Origin of the sequence: Pontibacter oryzae (assembly GCF_003576375.1) — a bacterium.
GTDB classification, from domain to species: domain Bacteria; phylum Bacteroidota; class Bacteroidia; order Cytophagales; family Hymenobacteraceae; genus Pontibacter; species Pontibacter oryzae.
The window spans coordinates 933,989-953,695 of sequence record NZ_QWGE01000001.1; the positions used below are offsets into that span (position 1 = coordinate 933,989).

Below are 19,707 nucleotides of genomic sequence, written 5' to 3' on the forward strand. Positions count from 1 at the left end.
ATATGATTAGATTGAAAAATTGATAATGCCGGCCGGGTCAGCAGAGCGGCGCACGTCTATTTGAGACCTATGGTATACACGCGAGTAAGGCGGCACGCTCTCGGTGAGCCATACATTACCCCCAATAATGCTGTTTGCTCCTATCACTGTGTTCCCGCCCAAAATGGTAGCGCCGGCGTAAATCACTACATTATCTTCTATGGTTGGGTGCCGCTTGATGTTTGCCATGGCCTTGTCTACGCTTAAAGCGCCAAGCGTTACGCCTTGGTATACTTTTACATGGTTCCCGATTATGCTGGTCTCCCCGATCACAAGGCCGGTGCCGTGATCGATGCAAAACCTAGCCCCGATCTGTGCCCCCGGATGGATATCGATACCGGTGCGGGCATGGGCATACTCAGTGAGCACGCGGGGCAGCAACGGCACACGCAGCTGGTATAAGGCATGCGCCATGCGGTACATTGCCACTGCTTTAAAACCCGGGTAAGTACGCACCACCTCTTCTATACTCTGCGCAGCGGGATCTCCGGCGGCAATGGCCTGGGCATCCAGCAGCAGCAACTCGTATATATGTGGCAACTTCTGCATCATACGTTCGGCAACCTCTTCGGCAGGCATCGGTAAGTCGCGTTCCATACTTGTCAGGATGCGCATCATGTTCACTTGCAAACCATTGGCAAAGGCCTCCAGCTCCTGCACTGTTTCAAAGCGCTCATCGGCCAGCGGCGGAAAAAGAAGCTGCAATGCGCCTTCTATCAACTTGCACATGGCAGACGCAGGCACCTGATGCAGCGCTTTCTGGTGGCTTTGGAAGAGGGTTTCTAAAAATTGACTGTTCATCTTGGTTTTAAAACGTATGCCGCAAGTTGGTGTTTTAGGCTCAACAAAAAAAGCCGCTGCTTGTTAGGCTGACGCCGTAGTTTATACTTATACCACGCAAAAAGGAGCCCCAAGAGGCTCCTTTTCTATACTTTGTTTCTTAATATGGCTTGCCTACTCGCGGCAAAACTCTATCACATCAATGGCGCCGCCACCTCTGCGGCTTGTTTCATCGCCAAAGATAACACGCAGCTTGGCTACACCTGGCGTATCTATGCGCAGGCGGGTGGCACCGTAAGCGCCTGTAACCGGTAGGGCCATTGTTTTGATCACTTTTCCGTTCTTATCCAAGAGCTCCACTTTAGAGTTAGCCTCCTCTTCGGTGATGTCGAGCACGTGGATGCCCTTTAGGTTGATGCTGCCCATGGCCGAGAAATCCAACTCAATGCGGCTGCCCTTATCGTATAGCTTGGCAAATTTGCTGTTGCTGCGGCCAACTGTCAGCACGTCTCCCATCGGGCGAATGGCAGCTGGGCTAGGCGTTCTGAAATTCTTATTTTTAGCATCTGGGCGGCTGGTGTTAAACAGTAAAGCGGCATTGCTTGCTGCATAACGGCCATTACCCAAACGGTACTGCGCCAAAATACGCACTGGGGTATCTTGGCTGAAAACCGTGGTTACTGCGCCTGCGCTTGTTTCGGTCGGGGTCAGTTCATCAAACTCAATAATCTCACAGCTGCTTGGGTCAGTTCCGAAATTTTTGGTCAGGGTGGCAGCAAACGGATTTGCTTCCTCCGATTGATCGCTGCTACACCCCATAGAAACCATACTTAACAGCGCACAGGCCATCGCACTTAAAGTAAACTTTTTCATACTACACAGTTCGTTAACAATTCTGACATTTACATAAAAGGCAATACTTTTCCTGAAGCACTACATCCGAAGCGCCAGCCGGCAATTATCATCAAACAGATTGATTACTAAGCAGGTGAGAAAAGAACTACGTTTGGAATTAGTACGGAGTGTATGCAGAAAAGGATTAAAAAAACTGTGCAATTTTTAATCCCTTTTGAGCATGAAAAAATATACTTATGTCGATATTATAAGAGCAAGACCAATAACAACCAACTGGATTTTGTGCAAAAACCTCAGGAGTGTTTTAAGGCCGCCTCGCGGCGCACCACCAGCGTTAAGTACAGGAAAGCCAGCAGCGAGAACACAGCCGCCGACCAGAAAACCAGCGTAAAATTGCTGTTCTCGTTGCCGTACAGCCAGCCCGAGCCTAGTGCCCCCAGGCCAATGCCAGCCTCCAGCGCAATGTACATGGTTGCCATAGCCCTGCCGCGGTGCGCCTCGTGGCTCAGGTCTATCGTCCAGGCGTACACGGTTGGTGAGTTCATGCCCGTGGCTACGCCGAAAAGTATGCCGGCCAGCAGCAGCTCCGTGGCCGAAGACACCGACCCGATAACCAGCATAGCCAGCGTAAGCAGCCCCGTGCTTACGCGCAGCACCGCCACTCGCCCGAATTTATCCGAAGCACGGCCCGCCAGAAAGCGTATCGCCAAGGAAGAAAGGGTGAACGAGGTAAAGAAAAGCCCTTTGTTCTCGATGCCAAGAAAATTGCTAAAATCGGGGATGATGGTAAGTATGGTGCCGAAGGTAAAGGCCGTAAGCAGCATCACCAGCGAGGGCGCCAGTACACGCGGTTCCAGAATCTCCTTGCGGGAAATGCGTAGCAGGCTTAGCCTGAACTTCTGTGGGTTTTGTACCGTTTCGCGCATGTGCCAGATCACGGCCACCGACAGGAAAGCCGCGCCCGACGAAATGTAGAACATGGCATCCACGGTAAACTCACTGGCAATAAAACCGCCCAGCGCCGGCCCTGCCGCCATGCCCAAACTACCTGATAGCCCGAGCAGACCCATGGCCTCACCGCGCCGCTCCATGGGCACCACATCGGCCACGTACGCCGACTTGCCCGTTGGCGTAAACCCCGTCGAGAAACCATGTATGAAACGCAGCAGCAGAAAAGCAGCCACAGAGCCCACCAATGGGTACATAAAACCAGCGAGCACGCAAACCACGCTGCCCACCACCATTACCGGCACGCGGCCAATGCTATCGGCCAACTTACCACTGAATGGCCTGGACAAACCTGCGGTAAGAGTAAACAACGCGATGATCAGGCCTTTATACTCTTCGCCGCCCAGGCTGGTAAGGTAGTCGGGCAGCTCCGGAATGATCATGTTGAAGCTTGAGAAGAAAAGAAATGAGCTCAGGCAAAGCAATCCAAACTGCAACCCATACACCCGCTTTAGCTGTTCTGCCATACTTTATACTTTGATCTGCAAAATTGGGAAAGGATAACGTCTTGTGCTAATCCATCCGTGCTAATGCCATAATAAAAGGCGTGGATGCCGCTTTACCTGCACCCACGCCTTCTTTATACTTTTTAAAACCTACGTTTATGATTAGAACGGATACTCGCGCGGTGTATGCTGCACCGAAATCCATTGCACAGTCGTAAATTCCTCTAGCACAAACTCGCCGTTAAAGCGGCCTAACCCCGACTCCTTCATACCTCCAAAGGCAGCGTTGGCTTCATCGTTTACGGATTGGTCGTTGATGTGCACCATGCCAGTTTCTAAACGCTGGGCCAGTTGCACACTGCGCTCTGTGTTGCTCGTTTGGATGGCACCGCTCAGGCCATACTTGGTGGCGTTGGCCAGTTCAACGGCTTCGTCGTCAGTTTTATACTTTATGACAACCGCTACCGGCCCGAATATCTCATTATGCGCTATCGGCATGTCGTTTTTTACGTCGGTCAGCACAATGGGCTCCATAAGTCGGTTGCTGCGCATTTGGCCATTTACTACTTTCTTAGCGCCTGCCCTTATACTTTCCTCTAGGTCTTTTTGTATGCGCTCCACGGCATCGGTATCAATCAGTGGGCCTACAATGGTGTTGTCATCGGCTGGATTACCGACTGGCAGCTCTTTTACCTTGGCTACAAATTTCTCCACAAAGGCATCGTGAATTTTTTCGTGCACCAGGATCCTGTTGATGGCAATACAGATCTGGCCCTGGTGCAGGAACTTGCCGAACACACTTGCCTCTACGGCTTTGTCCACATCGGCATCATCCAGCACAATCATCACGTTATTTCCGCCCAGCTCCAGCGAAAGTTTTTTCAGGTGCTTTCCGGCCAGTTCGGCAATCCCCTCGCCCACCGGCGTGGAGCCTGTAAAGGAGATGAGTTTAGGGATGGGATGTGTTACAAAATCGTCGCCAATATCTGAGCCACTGCCCACCACCACGTTAAACACGCCTTTTGGCAAGCCAGCTTCCTCAAAAATCTTAGCCAGCAAGGTTGCCCCGGTTATAGGCGTGTGCGTGGCTGGCTTCAGCACAACGGCATTTCCGGTTGCCAGCGCCGGAGCCACCGAGCGCATAGAAAGGTGAAAAGGGAAGTTCCAGGGGCTGATTACACCGATAACACCCAGCGGGCTACGGTACATGCGGCTTTCTTTTCCAGGAGTGTATGATGGCACGATCAGGCCATGCATGCGGCTTGGGTAAGAAGATGCCTCGCGGGTAATCTCAAAGGCGGTTTGGCACTCCAATGAGGCTTTTAGCTTGCTGCTCCCCGATTCTTTCACTAGCCACTCGATAATCTCCTCTTCACGCTCACGAATAATCTGGGCAGCTCTCTCAATCACATCCCGCTTCTGCCCCACTGGTGTAGCGGCCCAGGCTTTCTGAGCTTCTTTGGCTGCCTTGTAAGCTTCGTCTAGGTCATCCTTGGTTCCGGGCACAAAAGTGGCAAGCACGCTGCCATCATATGGGTTGATTACATCCTGCTTTTTATCCTTGTGTGAGCCGTCGCGCCACTGGCCGTTTATGTATAGTTTGTTTAAGTCTGTATAGCGTTCCATAGTTTTTAGGTTGATGTATAATAAAGTAGCGCCTAATGCGCTGGCTCTTATTATACAAACTCACCCTACCTATTGTTGTGCATACAAACATTTAATTAGGAGAAAACCGGAATGATGAAGCGGGTATTTACAAGAGAATATGTTAGTTATACTTGCAATGCAGGCTCTGGTGGCGATGGTTTTACACCATTTATAGGGAGGCCTTTTTCCAAAGCGGCCAAGTGGATGCTGCGCGACACGTGCCTGGCAATATCCGGCTGCTGGATGGCGCCGATCCGCATATTTACCCGTTTACCGCACCGCAGCTTAAACCGGATCAATGCATCAGATATCACAAGTTCCTGCACATCGTGCCACCTGATTTTGTGCTCACGGCCAAGCAAAGAAAGGCGATAGGCAATGCGCTCAGGCGTCATGGAAAAGAAGGCGTCTTTAAACCTGAAAAAATCGGTACCGAAAGCGATGAACAGCAGGCCAAGCGCACCCAACAGGCCACTGACAAGTGCCCAACCAGACCTGAAGCCATCAAACCACAAGAATTCCCGCATCAAGGCATAGCCCCCTCCCAGGAACAGGAAGGAGCCCATCAGGGTGATAGACCGTTTGGTTGCGCGCAATTGCTTGCCAGGAAATAAATTTACGTACATAGGGGTGTTGCCGGGAAATCTTAATGCAGGGTTATACCTTTAAACTGCACCATTTGCCTAATTTCTTTTTTAACCTGTTTTAGCACGTCATCGTTATGGATGTGCGCCAGGTTTATCTCATGCATTTCGTCGTTCTTCAACAGAAACGAAACAGAATACAGCTTTACTTTTACCGTATCTACCTCATTCCACTCAATCTCGTGCTCAGGGCGCATGAAGCGGGTGCGGTACCGAATTCCGTCCTGGCTTAACGTGAGGTGCCGCCGGTAATGTGGCTTTCCGTCCAGCCAAAGCGAGAATATAAAGTAAGCAGGTATCAATAAATTTAGAAGGAAGATTATGACCAGGTGCGTCTTGAAAATCTCGGTCAAAGCCAAGTAAACCAACAAGCTAACCTGTAGCACCATAGCTGCAACTGCCAACAGCATAAGGCGTTGCTCAGCACGCGGCTTTAATGTATAAGCTCCTTCAAAAAGTCTGATATTAATCTCCTGCATAAGACTTAGAGGCTGTTTCAGTCTAAAAATAGACAATTTTTAGCGATTCGCAAAATTGTTGCTGCCACGCCTTTCCTCCAAATTTATTATCTTAGAACTCGTTAAGCTAAACCGCATGAAAATACACCATACCTGGCTGCTTGCCCTGGGCACCCTGGCTTCCTGCCAATATCTGCCATTGCAGCGCTCCAAAGCCCCAAACGTTGAGTACGTTAACAAATTCGGGGACCCCGCGCTGCAGCATGTATATACTCTGCAAGACGAGCGCAAAACCACAGAACTGCTGCCATACCTTAGCAACGCAAACAGCGATTACCGTGCGCAGGCCGCGCTGGCATTTGCCTCGGTGCAAGACACCGTTGCCCTGCCAGCACTGCAAAGCCTGCTCGCCGATTCTGCCGCCGCCGTGCGCAAAGCCAGTGCCTACGCTATTGGGCAAACAGGCCACGCCAGCGCCGAAGACGCCCTGATCCGAAGTATAGGCACAGAGCAAAAGCCCGCTGTGCAGGCCGAACAGTTAGAGGCGCTGGGCAAAGTAGCCACTACCAAAGGCGCTGATTTCCTGGCAAAGTATAACGCCACCAACCCCACGGCCATTGCCGGGCAGGCCTGGGGCTTGTACCGCACCGGCCTTAGGCAGCAACACACGCCGCAAGCCGTAGAAAAAGCGGTAGAGCTGCTGGGTGCAAAATACCCGTTTGAGGCAAGATTGGCAGCAGCGCACTTCCTGGCCCGCACCGCCAAACTGGACCTGACTACGCACAAGCAACAGATACTCGATGCAGCCACTTCTGACGCGGCCGCTGACGTGCGAATGGCTGCTGCACAAGCCTTAGGAAAAGTGCGCGCAACAGATAAAGCCAAGTTTTTATCGACCATCGCTCAAAGCGACCCGGATTACCGTGTGCGCCTGAGCGCGGTGCGTGCCATGGCGGGCCTCGAGTTTGAGGGGATAAAGCTAGCTATACTTGCCGCCTTGCAGGACAAGAACATCAACACGGCTGTAGCAACCTCCGAGTTTCTGATGAGTAACCGGGCAGGCGTAAACCCGCAAGTGCTCCTGGATGTGCTGCCAAACTTGCTGGATGCCCGTGTGCGCGGCAACGTGATTTGGGTGATCCTGAGCAACAGCCAGCCACAGAACAGGCCATACCTTAACCAGCGCTACAAGCAGCAATACCAGCATGCCCGCACCCCTTACGATAAGGCGCACTTGCTGAAGGCTTTGGCCGGCGACAGCAACAATTACAATTTTATAGCCGAGCAGATGTTTGCCGCAGAGCAGCCGGTTATCGCCACCACGGCCATGGATGCCCTGATCCTTATGCGCCAGCAATCGGATTTCCCGAGAAAGCTGGAACTGGCCTTTGCCGATATATTTAAGAAAGCGGTTGGCTCCGGAGATGTGGCCCTGGTGGGCATGGCTGCCGCCGCCATCCGCGATCCAAAGCTTAACCTGCGCAACCACTACAGCAACTTAACTTTCCTGACCCAGGCACAGCAAAAGCTGCAACTGCCCCGCGATATGGAAACCAACATCGAGCTGCAGAAGACCATTGATTACCTGAACGGCAAGCAGCACAGCGAAACGCCGCAAAACCCGTTTACCCACCCCATAGACTGGGCCTTGGTAAGCAGCATACCTGTAAACCAGCAGGTGATGCTGCATACAGATAAAGGCAATGTGGTATTGCAACTCTTCGTGGAAGATGCACCGGGCACCGTGGCTAACTTTGTAGACCTGAGCCGCCAGAACTTTTTCGACAATTTATACTTCCACAGGGTGGTGCCTAACTTTGTGGTGCAGGGCGGCGATAAGCGCGGCGATGGCTGGGGCAGCTCTGATTACTCTATCCGCTCGGAGTTTGCGCCGTTGCATTACCTGGAAGGATACCTGGGTATGGCCTCCGCCGGAAAAGACACCGAAAGCAACCAGTGGTTCATTACGCACTCCCCTACCCCGCACCTGGATGGCCGCTATACTATCTTCGCGAAAGTGATAGAAGGCATGGATGTAGTGCACCGCCTGGAGGTTGGCGACAAAATACTGGATGTGGAACTACTGCCGCAGTTGCCACTGGCTACAAGCGTGGTACGATAGCCCTAAAGCTACAAAACAGCCCTAACGCACGAGAGGCGGTACCTGATGGTACCGCCTCTCGTGCGTTAGGGCAAAAGTATATTTCTTACGAACAACGGGCAATTGTCATGTCGGCGGGGGCAGTGAGCTCAGACCATTTACTGATCAGTTTGGAGAACTCCTGTTGCAAGGTGCGGCTTTTGTCTTTAGCGTACCAGCTGTGGAGCAGCTCGGCCATTTCTGGGTAAGGAACGCTATTGGCTTTGGCATCCAGCACCATTTGCTGCGCTGGTTCCGGGCGTGGTCCCCAGGTGCCCAGCACCTCCATGGTATTGGCATCCATCGCAATTAGTTTCGGGATAGAGCGCCCGCCATTGGTCAAATAAGCATCCATTATCTCAGGGTGCTCATCGCGTAGCAAAAGCTTTACATCAATCAACGGCGACGCATCTGCAATTTTTACGATTGCCGGCAGGTTTTGCGCGGCATCTCCACACCAGGCCTCCGTCAGTACTACCCAGATCATTTTGGTTTGTACGCTGAGCAACACCTGTAGCAGCTCATCGGTAAGCACGGTGCGCTCCACACGGCGCATGCGGTGCATGTTCACGCGGGTATACTCTACCATCGCCTCTGAGTGGTTGGTGCCGGTGGTTTTGCCCTCGGCCAGCAGTTTATCAATTAGGTCGCGGTACTGCGTATAGCTTATTGCGTTTGCCAGGTGTTCTGAAGTAATCGGGGTGGTTGCCATGGTCGTGATGTCTTGTATAGGGTTCGTTTTCGTTCAACAAATATTTTCTTAAGTATATATAACAATATGTTTTATGCTGATAGTTCCGCTGCCGTGCTTACTGAGTTTTACCCAAAGAGACAGCCGATACTTTATACCTGCTCCTTAGCCACGTTAGGTAAGCGTCATCTGCACCCATACCTTTGTATCTACAAATTACAGCACCGAAACTGTGGCTGCTAAGCGCTTGATGATTTCGGTAAACAGCGGGCAAGTGGAGTAGATAGTGCCTATATAAAGGAACTTCTGAAGCAAACTCTTATGGTTGCTAACAGGCAAAAGCAGCAGAAGTTTCAGGAACTATAGCCTGCCAAGCAATTGGCAGAAAGCGAAGCGCAGACCTGTGAACTACTCCAGCAAGCGGAGCAACAGCAACGCATAATTAACTGAGGGAAACTCTTCTTGCGAGAAGACTTAAATAAACACGAAGCGTATCACACAGAGCCTGACTCAGATCGCAGATATTACCAAAGATAACATTTTTTACCCAAAAAACATAGGGAAAGTTTGGGAGGTAGGGAGTTTAGGAGGTAGAGAGTTATGGAGTTAGAAAGTTAGAAGGTTGGGAAGTTAGAAAGTTTTTTGCAGCTTTATAGTCTGCTTGTGCTGCTCTTTTATACTTAGTATGAGCAGGAAATATTGAACTTGCCTAACCTAATCAACTAATTGTAAATCAAGGCATAAACATCAATACACAGGGCCACTACAAAGCCGAAGCGCTAAAAGCATAAGTATAGACATAACCATAACCCCACACTACCCCCAGAAAAAACAACTTTCTACCCCCCCAACTTTCTAACTCCATAACTCTCTACCTCTCTAACTCCCCTCCCTCTCAGTGTTTGCTCATTTCGCCGGCGGTAACGGCGATGGGCAGGTGGTTTTGCTTGGGCGGCAGCGGGCAGGTGGCGAAGCCAGTAAATGCGCAGGGCGGGTTATAGGCTTTGTTAAAGTCGATCTCGGTTTTGCCGTCGGGACCTGGCTTGGGCATGTATAAGTAGCGACCTGAACCGTAAGTATCGGTGCCGTTGGTCTTATCCGCGAAGATGATAAAAAGCTCCTCCCCTTCTTCCAGGGCATCGAGGCGGTACTGCTTGCCCTCCAGGGTAAATACCACCGCTCCCGGCGACGGCTCCTGCGAGGTTTGGCCCAGCACGTTGGTAATGGCAATCTGCTTTGGCAGCGGGTTTTGCTCCAGGGTTGCCTCCATCTTCCACTCGGGGCGCGTTCGGTAGCGTTTTATACCTGTAAAATTCTTGAGGGCTTCGTTTTCAGCATCCCAAAGCCTGACGCCATACTTATCGCCGCGCTGGATTACAACCCAGCGTAGCGTGCCGTGCCGCATTTCGGGCGCATGCTCCATCTCCGAAGTATAAATTACCTGCGTCTGCGTTACCGGTGCGCCGTCTACCTGGATTTCCGTGCCTGGGCTCGGCTGCAGTTTCACAGTGCCATCAGTAAGTATAAATGCGCCTGCTTTGTCAGCTATCTTCCCTTCCGGGAAAACGATGGCGTTGCCGGCCGCGCTGCCGAAACTGTTGCTGCCCGGCTCCAACCAGAACAAACCCGCCAGCGCCAGCCAACTCTTCTCTTTCCGCAGGTTTGCTACGCGCTCCGCATGCCAGGCATCTATACTTGCCACGTAGGCCGAATCGATGGCTACGGAGGTGGTGGCTTGTTCATGGTTGCCCGTGCTCGTATCAGAGCAGCCGGAAAGTATACTTGCGGCTAGGGCGGCCAGTGTCAGGAGCTTTTTCATATCAAAAGGTAACTAAGTGCCGGGCAAAGGTACAAACTTAATGCAACGCCATACTTTCGGATAGAGACACGCAGCTTTCCATCAAGAAAGTATAACTCTAACATAAGCCATTAAATGTATTAAAGAAACTGGTCTGTTTAAGATAAGAAAGGCCTTCTACAGATGCTCCTATAGGTTGGTAAAGTATAATTTTATACCTTAGAAAACATGCAAAGTATAACAGACCTCGACAGCCTGACCGGGCAGGAAGTACGCCAAGCCTTCGCCCTGCACGACTTGCAGTTTGGGTGGCTGCAGCAAGTGATTTTTCAGGTGGAGGAGGCTTACCTGGTTGTTTCTGTGGAGGAAGACAGCGATGAAATCATACTTTCCATACTTACGGAGCTGGATGTTGAGGCGCTAGCCGGCCAGTTTAGCCGCACACAGATCGCCAACCAGCGCAAACGCATTGGCTGGCTTTGGCGCATGACCAACAGCCGCGGTTACGACGATGGCTTTCAGGTGGAGTTTGATGACAGGGAAGGAACGAATGTGCAGCTGATTGCCGAAGCATCGCAAATACGAATGACTATTTTTCAGCGATTCTGACATATATTCTTAGCCTATGATACGCATACTTCTCCTGCTGCTTTTATCCGGATTGGCAACCACCAGGCTGCAAGCGCAAAACCCCGCAAATATTACCGGCGACTGGAACGGCTCCCTTCAGGTCATGGGTACAGAGTTTCCGCTTGTCTTCCACATCAGCACCAACGAAGACGGAAGTTACATAGCCACCATGGACAGCCCCAAGCAAAGCGCCAAAGGCATTCCGGTGCAACGGGTTATACTTACAGCCGATAGCGTTTTTCTGGACCTGAAAGCCGTTGGCGGTAGCTACACCGGCAGGCTTACCAACGCCAAAACCATGGAGGGACACTGGAAGCAGAGCGGGCAATCGCTCCCGATGCAGCTAACACGTGGCGCGGCCCCGGAGACCGTAAGGCACCCCCAGGAACCTAAGCCACCGTTTCCGTACCAAAACACCGATGTGCGCGTGGAGAACAAGGCCGCAGGCATTACCCTGGCTGGCACGCTTACGCTGCCCAACAGCAAAGGCCCGCACCCTGCCGTGCTGCTGCTCACGGGCTCCGGCCCCCAGGATCGCGACGAGACCATACTTGGCCACAAGCCGTTCCTGGTGCTGGCCGACCACCTCACACGCCAGGGCTTTGCCGTGCTTCGCCTCGACGACCGTGGCGTGGGAGAGTCGGGCGGGGACTTTGCCACAGCCACTACCTCGGATTTTGCCACGGATGCCGAAGCGGCTTATACTTACCTGCAGCATCACCAAAGTATAAACAAGAAAAAAGTGGGCTTGCTTGGCCATAGCGAAGGCGCATTGGTAGCCGCCCAGGTTGCCGCTAAACACCCCGAAGCCGCTTTTGTGGTGCTGATGGCCGGAAATGCCGTGCCCGGAACAGACCTGCTGCTAGCCCAGAACGAAGCCCTCTTGAAAAACGCAGGCCTGCCGCAGGAGCTTTCACAGAAATACCTCAGCCTGCGCGAGGCACAGTTTAAAGTGGCTGCCACCACGCAAGACATAACTCAGGCCGCCAACCAGATCGGGGAGTTGGAGCAGCAAGCCAAAGCCACGCTAACACCCCAGCAGCAACAGCAACTCGGCCTCACTGATAATGCCCGGCAAACGCTTATTGCCCAACTCAGCTCGCCCTGGATGCGCTACTTCCTGGCCTACAACCCTGCACCAACGCTGCAAAAGCTAAAAATGCCGGTCCTCGCCATCAACGGCACCAAAGACCTGCAGGTGCCTCACAGCCAAAACTTATCCGCCACTGAAAAAGCACTAAAAGCCGGAGGCAATAAAAAGTATACCATCAAAGCTCTGCCCAACCTCAACCACTTCTTCCAGACCGCCACCACCGGCTCCCCGGCAGAATACGCTCAACTGGAGGAAACCTTATCTCCCATTGCCTTGGAAACGATCGCGGAATGGATGAAGGGTGTGGTGAAGTAAGGTTACTAAACTTGAGTGTCTGCAAACAAACTAAAATTCTATGCGCACTAACTCACTGGTAATCATCATTATTTTATTAGGAGCATGGGCTTGTAAACAAAGCCCTAAAATACCTGAATGGCAGTGTGAAAAGTACTGGTATTATTTAAGAGGGATGCACCAAGAAGTTTATTATCTACCTCTTATCGTTGATCGCTCGAGTCAAGGTTTGATTTATAACACTCCATTTGATACATCAACTTACGTCATAGATCTAAATGAGCCTAGCAAAACAAGTTATCATTCACCTTACAGTAGTGAAAAAACATTTTATTTTGTCTGTTCTGATACATTAATCACCAAAGGCAACCCAATGGTCATATATCAATTCTCGACTGCTGATGGAGGCATTGACTTTGGCACAGAGCATTATTACACGCCGGAATTCGGTTTTTTCTTTATTAGAAGCACGGCTTGGCCTAACTATCGAATATTACAATTTTCTGACGGCAAAAAAAGCGAAATGATTTGGGATTTAGTTCATCAACTACACCCACAGATAGAAACATCTTTGAGGCTTGCTGGGGTTGATAAAGGCTATGAGCATTTGAGAAATTCAAACTACCGACTCGTAGAGTGGAACTGGCGAGAAGATAATAAGTCTCATTAAAAATCATCTACAAATTGTAATAAATTGAGTTGTACTTGATCTTACTAGATTATCGATTATCAATCTTAATCCTAATTAAATCTTTTCTTAATAGGCTTTTCAAAACCATCCCCCACCAATCAACCCATGAAAACAAAACTAACCCTCATTTTCACCCTATTGATAGTGGTGTTGAGCGCATGTACGCAGGAGCCAAAGTATGGAACAGTTGTGCAAACGCCGGAAGCCTTGCTGAAGGACGTGATGAGCTTTTGGAACTATAAAACACAGCACATCAGACTCTATGAAGCTTTTACCCCACTGGATTCGTCGCTGCAAATTATACCGGAGGCCACATTTATGCAGCGCCTCGGCACCGGGGACTACCTGCCCGTGAAGCGGCTAAATAAAGAGAACAAGGTTTTCTACCAACTGCATAGGCTGGGAGGCTCTGTAGACCAGGGCACGCGCAGCATACTGGCAAACTGGGCGCGCGAGGAGTATGCTAACTACAAATTACAGGGCACTAAGCTCCCATCCTTCGCCTTCACAGACCTGGACGGAAATGTATACACCAACGAGAATACCGCTGGCAAAACGCTGGTGCTGAAGTGCTGGTTTATACGCTGCACCGCCTGCGTAGCCGAGATGCCTGAACTAAACAAACTCAAGCAGAAGTATAAAAACCGCAACGACATTCTGTTTGTGAGCCTGGCCACCGACAAAGCCCCGGAACTGGAGAAGTTTCTGCAGAAAAGGCAATTTGATTACGCCGTGGCACCAGAGCAGCGTACTTTTATGGTGCAAGGGCTTCAGGTTGGCTCCTATCCTACGCATTTTGTAATCGATAAAGCCGGCGAGATCCGGATCAAAACCACAGACTACAAGGCTATGGCTTACGTGCTGGCAGAAAGCGCAGACTAGGAATAATGCGGTATACAAAAGCCCGGTTACGGCTGGAGGAAGTATAGATCTCCTTTAGCCAAAACCGGGCTTAAAAATAAACAGCTTGCGCAGGCGCTAGTATGGTTTTATACCGTAAAGTATGCCTCCAGTGCCTGTAGTGTGTTTTCTGTGGTTTGCATGTCTTGCACCAACTGGCCTTTTTCCAGGATCACGATGCGCTCGCATACTTCAATCACGTGGTTGAGGTCGTGGCTGGAGATGAGCATGGTCATCTGGCGCTCCTGGCGCAGCTTCTTCAGCAGGTTTTTTAGGCGGATCTGCGAGCTGGGGTCCAGGTTGGCAAAGGGCTCGTCCAGGATCAGCAGTTCGGGGTTGGAGAGCAGCGCAGCCGCAATGCCAATCTTCTTCTGGTTACCCTTCGAGAAGTCGCGGATGTACTTGCGCTGCTGCAGCACCTCGCCGTTAAATAGGTCGTGGAAAGGCTCGAGCCGCTCCAACACATCGCCCTGCGAAAGGCCGTTCAGGTCAGCGATAAACTTGAAATACTCTTCCACGGTCAGGTAATCAATCAGGAAGCCTTCGTCCAGGTAAGAGCCGGTGTAGGTTTTCCAGTCTTCGGACAAGGCCACGTTGGTTCCTTTGGAGTGCACCTGGCCTTTGCTTGGCCGCACCAAGTCCAGCAGCATCCGGAAGAGCGTGGTTTTACCTGCCCCGTTGTTTCCTACCACACCAACGGCCTCGCCGGTGTTTACCAGCAGTTCGGGCAGCTGCACCACTGCCGTGCCATTGTATACTTTTTGCAGATCTTTTATCGTTAGCATAGCTTGCTTTTTATACTTTGTAACATCAGGTTAAGAAGACTGTCGGAAGCCGGTAGCCAGTTTATACTTATGCTTCATAAAATGATTGGCCGTCCAGTGGAGCAACTGCCGCTGAAAGATGACTCCCAGCAGGCCTAACCCGGCAATGGTAGCCAGCCCAACAAGCGGCATGCCGGTCAGGCCAAAAGGCAGGTAAATTAGGATCGGAAGCACCATCATGGGCATCATCATCACGAACTTGGAAATCCCTACGCCCTGCCAGTTAAATGCCGAGCCTTTGCTCAGGTCCAGCCGCTCTGTGTTGTACACTGAGAAGAAGAACACTACAAACACGTTTACCCCAATGTTGTAAAGCAGCGCTGCCGTGTTTATGAGTATGATTTTATAGCCGAACAGACCGTAGGGCAAGGCAAGCAGGTATGTTAACACCATCACCGGCACAAATAGCCAGTACTTGGCGCGGTAAAACTGATACGGCGAGATGCGCTGCGTTAGCAGGGCATCGAAGTGGGCGCTCTGCCAACCCGGCAAAAATTGCCCATAGTTAAAAACACTACTGCCGGTAATCATGATGCCCACGAATATCAGTATGCCATAACCGTCCATGTAAGTATCGTTGCGGTAGAAAAGCATTCCATAAAACAAGAATAATACAGATATAGTAAGCAGCGACTTAGGCCGCTTGTGTCGCCAGATCAGCTTTAGTTCCAGCTCTACCAGTCTGCCGATTTCTCCAAAACGGTTCAGGAAGGCGAAATCGCTGCCACTGGCCTGGGTTACTTTGCGCACTTTCAGCTCTTCGGGGTACGTGTTGTTGCTCAGGAACTTAAAGTTGATCCCGTATGCGGCTGCCAGCAGCACAACCGGTACTGCCACCAACCAAGGCTGCTCCAGAATGGCGCCAAAAGCGGCTCTGGATACCGTTTGCAGCGGCAGCAGGTCATAGTAATTCAGTACCATTACAGCTAAAATAACTGCCCCGAAAGCCAGTGTATACAAAGGCTTACTGCTTAGCTGTCGCTTAAAGTATAGCAGCAGGTAATTGTTGAGCAAGGTGCAGGCAAATAGCGCCGTTAGCCACAGCAATGCCACACCCAAACCAAAGGCCGGCACCACCGCAGATACCATAAAGGGCACAAATACCAGCAACGGCAGCAGGTTCAGAAAACTTGGGATAGATTTTAGCAGCACATAATGCACCAGCTTGCTTCGGGGCACCGGCAAATGCAGGTAAGGCTGTATGGCCAGCACCGGCATCTCTTGTATCATAAACCTGAAAAACAGATCAATACAGAAATAATAAAGCAATGCCCCATTGAAAACGGCTATCGGGTTTTGATTCGGAAAGAACTTGACGAGGATATCATCGAGCTTGAAACCAAGTACCAAGAATATACTGCCAAAGTATAAAATCAGCAGGCCCAGTATAATGTTGAGCACGATGCTTTTTTGAAACACAGAAGAGCGAAAATCAGCCTTCCACTGGTGGGCGAGTAAAGTTTGCAACATACGTGAGAGTGAAGAAAGAATATACTTTTTTCAATATAACTGAAATCCATTGCAAAGCCAAAGCCCGCCACCTTACTTTAGACTAACACAAGGATAATTTATACTTAGCCCGCAGAATGCCCGATAAAAGCTGTCTTTTTATTTGCTGTAAAGTATGGGAGAAGGTTGGTTCGAGGGAGTAAGAGTAGAGATGTTAGATTGTGCTGGTTGGCTGAGGTTAAGCTGCTTACAGGAAGGTCTTCTAAACGACTGCATTTTTCTGCTCGCGCAGAAAGCAAGTTACAAACTTGCCAGCATGTAATACCACAAGTTGAAAACTTGCGGCATTTGTAAGCAAACGCTGAAGAAATAAAGAAACTACCGCGAGCTTTCAGCTCGTGGTTTACCATAGGGCAAGCTTTCAGCTTGCGGAAACAGGAAAATGGTAAGCTGCAAAATGCCAGTTCATACTTTCGCAAACTGAAAGCTTGCCTCATGCATTGCCACAAGCTGGAAGCTTGCGGCAGAAAAATCATTTAACAGGATCGTACCCACTTCCGCCCCAGGGATGGCAGCGGCCAATGCGTTTCATCGCCATCCAGCCGCCCTTAAAGGGGCCATACTTATTTACCGCATCCAGAGCGTATTGCGAGCAGGTGGGCGTGTAACGGCAGGTTGCGGGTTTCATCGGCGAGATCATATTCCGGTAAACCCACACCAAGCCAAGTATAAATTTCTTCAGGATCCAGGTCATGGTTTAGTTTATGCAAAAAGGGCAAAAAGCGGCAAAAATTGCTAAATTTGCTACTGTTTAACTAATCTAAACAAATTCCCATGCTAAAAAGAATCCTTTCACTTTTACTTTTAGTCTCGCTGAGCGTGCCGTTTGCGGCCAAAGCGGACGAAGGTATGTGGCTGCCGATGCTCATTAAGCGTCTGAATTATACAGACATGCAGAAGCAAGGCTTAAAGCTGACAGCCGAAGAAATTTATTCCGTTAACAACTCTAGCCTGAAGGACGCCATCGTGCAGTTCGGCGGTTTCTGTACCGGTGAGTTTATCTCGCCAGAAGGCCTGTTGCTTACCAACCACCACTGCGGATACGGCCAGATCCAGTCGCACTCCACTACTGAGCACGATTACCTGACCGACGGTTTCTGGGCTATCTCTAAAGATCAGGAACTTCCGAACGAAGGCCTGTTCGTAGACATCCTGCACCACATGGACGATGTGACCAGCAAAGTACTGGAAGGCATCGACAACAACACACCGGAAGAGCAGCGTGCCCAGCTGATCGGGCAGCGTGTGCAGGCCTTGGCCAAAGAAGCCTCAGAAAACGGCAAGTATGTAACTTATGTGCGCGATTTCTTCAACGGCAACGAGTTTTACCTTTTTGTTTACAACCGCTATTCTGATGTGCGTTTAGTAGGCGCTCCGCCATCATCCATCGGTAAATTTGGCGGCGATACGGATAACTGGATGTGGCCACGCCACACCGGCGACTTCTCTATGTTCCGCGTGTACATGGCCCCAGACGGCTCTCCGGCAACATACAGCAAGGACAACGTTCCTTTTAAGCCAGCACACCACCTGCCAATCAATATCGGCGATAAAGAGCCGGGAGATTTCTCGATGGTATTTGGTTTCCCGGGCCGCACCAAGCGTTTCATGACCTCGCACGGCCTGAAACTGGAAGTAAACCAGCTCAACAAATCACGCATTAAACTGCGCGAAAGCAAGCTGGGCCTCTGGAAGCAGGATATGGACAAAGACGCCGCAACACGCATCAAGTATGCCTCTAAGTATGCTTCCACGTCTAACTACTACAAGTATTCTATCGGCCAGAACGAGGGCATCAAGCGCATGCGCACCATCGAGGGCAAGATCGTGGACGAAGACAAGTTCCAGGCCTGGGCCAACGCCGAGGCACAGCGCAAAGCCACTTACGGCAACGTGCTCAGCGATATTTCTGATGCCTATGCCACTATCGAGAAGTATAACCTAGGTACGGTTTATCTGAACGAAGCTATACTTGGCACCGAATCGCTGCTGATGGCTTACCGCCTGGCACCGTTATACAGCACCCTGAAAGCCGGCAATAAAGAAGCCACGCAAAAGGCTGTACAAGATGTGCAGTCGCGCGCTGATGCTTTCTTTAAGGATTACTACATGCCAGCCGACAAAAAAGTGTTTGCTGCCCTGATGAAGTACTACTCCGAAGACATCGCCAAAGACCAGCAGCCAGAGGCGTTTAAAGCCATGGTGAAAAAGTATAACGGCAACTTTGAGAAGCTAGCTGATTTTGTTTACAGCAACTCTGTAGTGGTGAACGAGCAGAAGATGAACAGCTTCCTGAAGAACCCTACGCTGAAGGCGCTGGAAAACGACCCGGCTTTCCAGATCGTGAATAGCATCATCGACAACTACAGAAACAACATTGCGCCGAAAGTTGCCGAAAGCAACGCCAAGCTAGACAAGGCAAACCGCCTTTATGTTGCTGGCCTGCGCCTGATGAACCCGGACAAAGTATACTATCCGGATGCTAACTCTACCATTCGCCTGAGCTACGGTTCTGTAAAAGACTATAGCCCGCAGGATGGCGTAATGTACAGTTACTATACTACGCTGGATGGTGTAATGGCGAAAGAAGACCCGAACAACGAGGAATTTGTAGTACCTGCCAAACTGAAGCAGCTGTACAATGCCAAAGACTTTGGTCGCTATGCAAACTCTAAAGGCGAGCTGGTAACCGACTTCATCACCAACAACGACATTACCGGTGGTAACTCGGGCTCTCCGGTAATCAACGGTAAAGGCGAGCTAATCGGCCTGGCCTTCGATGGCAACTGGGAAGCCATGACCGGTGACCTGGTGTTTGACCCAGAGTACAAGCGTTGCATCAACATGGACTCGCGCTACCTGCTGTTCCTGATCGATAAGTTTGCGGGTGCTACGAACCTGATCAACGAAATGACGATTGTGGACAGCGACAGCCCGGGTGCCCAAACCGCGCCAGAAATGCCGCAAGCCGAGCTGCTGGACGCTACCGTGCAGGAGGCCAACGACATGCTGCGTGCCGGCAAGACCGAGTTTAAGATCGAGAAGAAAAAAGGGAAAGCAAAAGTTAAGCTTCAGGTAAAAGACTAACAACCTGCTTTAGCCCAAGTGTAAAAAGCGGCGCCGGGACCACCCCAGCGCCGCTTTTTTGTTTACTACTGATCTTCCAAACCTTCTAACTTCCAAACTTTCTAACGTTCTAACTCCCACCCTCTCTACCTCCTCAACTCCCAACCTCCCATTGGCTTTTCTAGGAAATATTC

General features: G+C 50.7%; 17 protein-coding genes. 6 read left to right on the forward strand and 11 right to left on the reverse strand.

Going from position 1 to position 19,707, the window contains the following annotated elements; all coding sequences use genetic code 11:
* Positions 1–6: 6 nt before the first annotated feature.
* The 6 genes from epsC to D1627_RS03865 form a co-directional block, all read right to left on the reverse strand.
* Positions 7–840, reverse strand: a complete 834-nt coding sequence (epsC, locus tag D1627_RS03840; protein WP_119430860.1) for a serine O-acetyltransferase EpsC — start codon at positions 838–840, stop codon at positions 7–9.
* A 153-nt stretch (positions 841–993) separates the two neighbouring features.
* Positions 994–1,692, reverse strand: coding sequence for a hypothetical protein (locus D1627_RS03845; RefSeq protein ID WP_119430861.1), 699 nt, complete (start codon positions 1,690–1,692; stop codon positions 994–996).
* 275 nt (positions 1,693–1,967) lie between these two features.
* Positions 1,968–3,149, reverse strand: a complete 1,182-nt coding sequence (locus D1627_RS03850; protein ID WP_119430862.1) for an MFS transporter — start codon at positions 3,147–3,149, stop codon at positions 1,968–1,970.
* Between the two features lie 141 nt (positions 3,150–3,290).
* Positions 3,291–4,754: an aldehyde dehydrogenase family protein gene (locus D1627_RS03855; RefSeq protein ID WP_119430863.1), complete on the reverse strand. Its 1,464-nt coding sequence runs from the start codon at positions 4,752–4,754 to the stop codon at positions 3,291–3,293.
* Positions 4,755–4,900: 146 nt separating this feature from the next.
* The gene (locus tag D1627_RS03860) at positions 4,901–5,401 is read right to left on the reverse strand and encodes a hypothetical protein (protein ID WP_119430864.1); all 501 of its coding nucleotides are present in this window, start codon (positions 5,399–5,401) and stop codon (positions 4,901–4,903) included.
* A 20-nt stretch (positions 5,402–5,421) separates the two neighbouring features.
* Positions 5,422–5,898, reverse strand: a complete 477-nt coding sequence (locus D1627_RS03865) for a hypothetical protein (protein ID WP_119430865.1) — start codon at positions 5,896–5,898, stop codon at positions 5,422–5,424.
* 115 nt (positions 5,899–6,013) lie between these two features.
* Between D1627_RS03865 and D1627_RS03870 the strand changes: the two genes are divergently transcribed.
* Positions 6,014–7,999 carry a peptidylprolyl isomerase gene (locus D1627_RS03870; RefSeq protein ID WP_147383201.1) on the forward strand — a complete coding sequence of 662 codons (1,986 nt, stop codon included), beginning with the start codon at positions 6,014–6,016 and terminating at the stop codon, positions 7,997–7,999.
* An 85-nt stretch (positions 8,000–8,084) separates the two neighbouring features.
* On the opposite strand, the gene D1627_RS03875 is transcribed toward D1627_RS03870, so the two are convergent.
* Together D1627_RS03875 and D1627_RS03880 are read right to left on the reverse strand one after the other, a co-directional pair.
* Positions 8,085–8,729, reverse strand: coding sequence for a thioredoxin family protein (locus tag D1627_RS03875; protein WP_119430867.1), 645 nt, complete (start codon positions 8,727–8,729; stop codon positions 8,085–8,087).
* Between the two features lie 874 nt (positions 8,730–9,603).
* Complete coding sequence (locus tag D1627_RS03880; RefSeq protein WP_119430868.1) at positions 9,604–10,527, reverse strand: DUF1684 domain-containing protein; 924 nt, start codon at positions 10,525–10,527, stop codon at positions 9,604–9,606.
* A 207-nt stretch (positions 10,528–10,734) separates the two neighbouring features.
* Here D1627_RS03880 and D1627_RS03885 point away from each other — a divergent pair, with 207 nt between their 5' ends.
* The 4 genes from D1627_RS03885 to D1627_RS03900 all read left to right on the forward strand — a co-directional run bounded on the left by D1627_RS03885 (position 10,735) and on the right by D1627_RS03900 (position 14,096).
* Positions 10,735–11,115, forward strand: coding sequence for a DUF6334 family protein (locus D1627_RS03885; RefSeq protein WP_119430869.1), 381 nt, complete (start codon positions 10,735–10,737; stop codon positions 11,113–11,115).
* Positions 11,116–11,131: 16 nt separating this feature from the next.
* Positions 11,132–12,544 carry an alpha/beta hydrolase family protein gene (locus D1627_RS03890; protein ID WP_119430870.1) on the forward strand — a complete coding sequence of 471 codons (1,413 nt, stop codon included), beginning with the start codon at positions 11,132–11,134 and terminating at the stop codon, positions 12,542–12,544.
* A 40-nt stretch (positions 12,545–12,584) separates the two neighbouring features.
* Positions 12,585–13,193 (forward strand): hypothetical protein, encoded by a 609-nt coding sequence (locus tag D1627_RS03895; protein WP_119430871.1) that lies wholly within the window; start codon positions 12,585–12,587, stop codon positions 13,191–13,193.
* A gap of 126 nt (positions 13,194–13,319) precedes the next feature.
* Entirely contained in the window at positions 13,320–14,096 is a 777-nt protein-coding gene (locus tag D1627_RS03900) for a TlpA family protein disulfide reductase (protein ID WP_119430872.1), read from the forward strand.
* A 107-nt stretch (positions 14,097–14,203) separates the two neighbouring features.
* On the opposite strand, the gene D1627_RS03905 is transcribed toward D1627_RS03900, so the two are convergent.
* The 3 genes from D1627_RS03905 to yidD form a co-directional block, all read right to left on the reverse strand.
* Positions 14,204–14,899 carry an ABC transporter ATP-binding protein gene (locus D1627_RS03905; RefSeq protein WP_119430873.1) on the reverse strand — a complete coding sequence of 232 codons (696 nt, stop codon included), beginning with the start codon at positions 14,897–14,899 and terminating at the stop codon, positions 14,204–14,206.
* 30 nt (positions 14,900–14,929) lie between these two features.
* Positions 14,930–16,408 (reverse strand): DUF5687 family protein, encoded by a 1,479-nt coding sequence (locus D1627_RS03910; RefSeq protein ID WP_119430874.1) that lies wholly within the window; start codon positions 16,406–16,408, stop codon positions 14,930–14,932.
* Between the two features lie 511 nt (positions 16,409–16,919).
* The gene (gene yidD, locus D1627_RS03915; protein WP_199688368.1) at positions 16,920–17,141 is read right to left on the reverse strand and encodes a membrane protein insertion efficiency factor YidD; all 222 of its coding nucleotides are present in this window, start codon (positions 17,139–17,141) and stop codon (positions 16,920–16,922) included.
* 80 nt (positions 17,142–17,221) lie between these two features.
* Between yidD and D1627_RS03920 the strand changes: the two genes are divergently transcribed.
* A complete protein-coding gene (locus D1627_RS03920) occupies positions 17,222–19,534 on the forward strand; it encodes a S46 family peptidase (RefSeq protein WP_233555500.1) in 2,313 nt (770 codons plus the stop codon).
* Positions 19,535–19,707: the final 173 nt, after the last annotated feature.

Excerpts from the sequence above, each read along its gene's own strand:
- epsC (WP_119430860.1), bottom strand. The coding sequence starts at position 840 with ATGAACAGTCAATTTTTAGAAACCCTCTTCCAAAGCCACCAGAAAGCG.
- D1627_RS03845 (WP_119430861.1), bottom strand. The coding sequence starts at position 1,692 with ATGAAAAAGTTTACTTTAAGTGCGATGGCCTGTGCGCTGTTAAGTATG.
- D1627_RS03850 (WP_119430862.1), bottom strand. The coding sequence starts at position 3,149 with ATGGCAGAACAGCTAAAGCGGGTGTATGGGTTGCAGTTTGGATTGCTT.
- D1627_RS03855 (WP_119430863.1), bottom strand. The coding sequence starts at position 4,754 with ATGGAACGCTATACAGACTTAAACAAACTATACATAAACGGCCAGTGG.
- D1627_RS03860 (WP_119430864.1), bottom strand. The coding sequence starts at position 5,401 with ATGTACGTAAATTTATTTCCTGGCAAGCAATTGCGCGCAACCAAACGG.
- D1627_RS03865 (WP_119430865.1), bottom strand. The coding sequence starts at position 5,898 with ATGCAGGAGATTAATATCAGACTTTTTGAAGGAGCTTATACATTAAAG.
- D1627_RS03870 (WP_147383201.1), top strand. The coding sequence starts at position 6,014 with ATGAAAATACACCATACCTGGCTGCTTGCCCTGGGCACCCTGGCTTCC.
- D1627_RS03875 (WP_119430867.1), bottom strand. The coding sequence starts at position 8,729 with ATGGCAACCACCCCGATTACTTCAGAACACCTGGCAAACGCAATAAGC.
- D1627_RS03880 (WP_119430868.1), bottom strand. The coding sequence starts at position 10,527 with ATGAAAAAGCTCCTGACACTGGCCGCCCTAGCCGCAAGTATACTTTCC.
- D1627_RS03885 (WP_119430869.1), top strand. The coding sequence starts at position 10,735 with ATGCAAAGTATAACAGACCTCGACAGCCTGACCGGGCAGGAAGTACGC.
- D1627_RS03890 (WP_119430870.1), top strand. The coding sequence starts at position 11,132 with ATGATACGCATACTTCTCCTGCTGCTTTTATCCGGATTGGCAACCACC.
- D1627_RS03895 (WP_119430871.1), top strand. The coding sequence starts at position 12,585 with ATGCGCACTAACTCACTGGTAATCATCATTATTTTATTAGGAGCATGG.
- D1627_RS03900 (WP_119430872.1), top strand. The coding sequence starts at position 13,320 with ATGAAAACAAAACTAACCCTCATTTTCACCCTATTGATAGTGGTGTTG.
- D1627_RS03905 (WP_119430873.1), bottom strand. The coding sequence starts at position 14,899 with ATGCTAACGATAAAAGATCTGCAAAAAGTATACAATGGCACGGCAGTG.
- D1627_RS03910 (WP_119430874.1), bottom strand. The coding sequence starts at position 16,408 with ATGTTGCAAACTTTACTCGCCCACCAGTGGAAGGCTGATTTTCGCTCT.
- yidD (WP_199688368.1), bottom strand. The coding sequence starts at position 17,141 with ATGACCTGGATCCTGAAGAAATTTATACTTGGCTTGGTGTGGGTTTAC.
- D1627_RS03920 (WP_233555500.1), top strand. The coding sequence starts at position 17,222 with ATGCTAAAAAGAATCCTTTCACTTTTACTTTTAGTCTCGCTGAGCGTG.